Raw genomic sequence first — 2,892 nt, forward strand, 5'->3', positions numbered from 1 at the left:
CAGGCGCCGGTGGTCTCGATCTCGGGCCTGACACCGGGAGTGCACACCCTGTCCGGTCAGATGGTCGACGGCGGCTACATGATCGTGGATGCGTTCACGACGCATCCATCCCCGGTCGACAGCACGCCGCCGACGGTCTCTGTGGTCTCGAGTCCGGCCGCCGCGAACGGCACGAACGGGTGGTACACGAGCCCGGTCACGGTGACGGCCGCCGCGACCGATGCCGTGGACCCGAGTCCGGTGGTCTCGGCGCAGGTCGACGGCGCCGACTGGGCGCAGGCGACCGCCCCGATCGTGATCAGCTCGGACGGCGCACACACGGTCGCGATCCGTGCCACTGACGTCTCCGGAAACACCTCGGCGATCACCACGACTCAGTTCAAGATCGATGCCTCCGCGCCGGTCTCCAACGCCACCGTCGATGCGACGGCGCGCACCGTCAAGGTTCGGGCCGCGGACGACACGTCCGGAGTCGACCACGTCGAATACCAGCTCCCCGGCGGGACCTGGACCGTGCTTACGGGCCAGATCACCGTCGGCTCGTCGGAGACTAGCGTGAACTATCGCGCCGTCGACAAGGCCGGCAACGTCGAGGCAACCAACACCGTGACTGTGCCCCGCGCTGGCGCACCGTTGCAGACCTCGATCACGCGCGTCACCCCGACCTCAGCCAGCACGGTTGCAGGTAAGAAGGTGTTGCTGAAGATCACCGTCGTCGGTTCCGGCGCCGCACCCACCGGCACCGTCCGGATCACCGACGGCGCAACCCTACTCGGCACCACCACCCTGACCAAAGGCAAAGCCACCTATCAGGCCTCCGCGTCGGACATCGGCGTGGGCCAGCACGCTCTCACCATCAGCTACGACGGCGACCCGACCTACGACGTGTCCAGCGCCAGCACCACGATCACGGTGGCCCACGCGGCCAGCGCAACAACCGTCAACGTCAAACCCGCCACGGCCGCCTACGACAGTGCGGTCACCGCGACGGTGAAAGTCAGTGCCCCCGGTGTCGTGACGACCGGCACCGTGACGCTGCTCGACGGCAGCACGGTCGTGGCTGCCGGCCAACTCAACGCCTCGGGCAAAGCCTCGATCAGCCTGCCGACGCTGAAGGTTGGCCGACACACCCTCACGGCAAGCTACGCCGGCGATGCCCTGGTCGCGGCCTCCACCTCACCGGCCACGACGATCACGATCACGAAGGCGCCGACCACCGTCACCGTAACGGCGCCGAAGGTGGTCGCGAACGCCGGCATCCCGGTCACGGCCAACGTCACGGCTAAACTTCCGACCGTCGAACCCACCGGAAAAGTCACTCTGACAATCTCCGCGAGTTCCGGAACGACCATCGAGACTCGTTCAACCAAGCTCACCCACGGTGCCGCCGCCATCGTGCTCAAGGGCATACCGGCCGGTACCTACACCCTGCGAGTCACCTACGCTGGCGACAGCAACACCGCCGCCTCCAGCGTCACCAAAACACTAGCGATCCGGCGATGATCGCTTCAGACCTTGCAGCCTTGCACAGCTCAATGCCCAAATCACGGCAGGCTCGAAGACTTTGTCAACACCTTCTGGGAAAGGCGAATGAGTTCTTTTGCGAGGGCCGAGTTGGCGACTTCGAAAGGCACACTTCATCAGCAATTTCAGTGCCATCCAATATATCTTGCGAGCCGAATTCTTTGAATTCTCGCCGATGCGGCTGATCTAGCAGTCCACCGAACGTGAGGAAACCCAGCTAAGGATGCGACGTAACAAGCCGGATCGCTTATGCCGTCCTTGCTTTCGCTGTGAGATTGAGCCGTTTGCCTTTGGGCTTTCGTCCGTGCCTCGTTCAGGGCCGTCGCGACGGAATCGAGGTCGTCTTCAAACAGGTCGGTCGCGCGCACGTGTCACGCGGCGCAGACACGAGGTCAGGCTACTCAATCGGCACCCAAACCTCTAGCTCACATTGTCGGTGAACTCGACGTCCTTCGTCTCCTTGCTGATGAGCAGGGCGATGAGCGTGATCACGGCAGTGGCGCTCAGGTAGATGCCGACCCAGACCGTGCTGCCCTGGGCCAGCGACCACAATCCCACTGCGATTGACGGAGCGAGGGCCGCGCCGAGCACGCTTGCGAGGTTGTAGCTGATTGCCGACCCGGTGTACCTCACGTTCGTGGGGAAAAGCTCGGGCAGCTCGGCGCCCATGGGGCCGAAAGTGAGACCCATGAGTGTGAATCCGACGATGAGGAGCGCCATCGTGCCGACGACTCCGCCCGCGAAGAGCGGCACGAAGAGCAGGCCGAACACGATGATGCCGACCGTCACCCAGATCAGTGTCTTTCGACGGCCGAACTTCTCGGCGAGCGGGCCGGCGACGAGGGTGAAGATCCCGAAGAAGACGACACCGATGATGAGCATGATGAGGAAGTTGTTGCGCGTAAAGCCCAGTCCTGGAACGAACGACGCCGCGGCGAACGGCTTGCCGGCCTTCGCGGCTGCCGCGGCCGCGGCCTTGGCCGTCGCGGGCGTGGTGCCGTAGGTGAGCGTGAACGCGGTCATCAGGTAGAACAGCACGTAGGTCGCGAGCATGATGAAGGTGCCAAGGATGAGCGGGCGCCAGCTGGTCTTGAACACGCGAGCGACCGGGAGCTTGGCAACCTCACCAGAGGCGACGACCTTTTGGAATGCGGGGGTCTCGACGAGCTTGAGCCGCACGTAGAGGCCGATGATGACGAGCACCGCGCTCAGCAGGAACGGGATGCGCCAGCCCCACGCAGCGAACGCACTCGCGGGGAAGGTCAGGCTCAGGATGAGGAACAGCACGTTCGCGATGATGAAGCCGATGGGTGCACCGAGCTGGGGGAACGTGCCGTAGATCGCGCGCTTGCCTGCCGGTGCGTTCTC

General features: G+C 64.4%; 2 protein-coding genes. One reads left to right on the forward strand and one right to left on the reverse strand.

Translation table 11 applies throughout. The annotated features are described in order from the left end of the window. Nucleotides 1–1,503 (forward strand): Ig-like domain-containing protein (locus JWQ24_RS27880; protein ID WP_299815658.1); only part of this gene is annotated, 1,503 nt, incomplete at its 5' end. Nucleotides 1,504–1,944: 441 nt separating this feature from the next. Here JWQ24_RS27880 and JWQ24_RS27885 read toward each other — a convergent pair. Beyond that, the coding region (locus tag JWQ24_RS27885) for an MFS transporter (RefSeq protein ID WP_299815661.1) at nt 1,945–2,892 on the reverse strand (948 nt) is incomplete at its 5' end.

Source organism: Tardiphaga sp., assembly GCF_028290495.1.
In the GTDB taxonomy this organism is placed as follows: Bacteria; Pseudomonadota; Alphaproteobacteria; order Rhizobiales; family Xanthobacteraceae; genus Tardiphaga.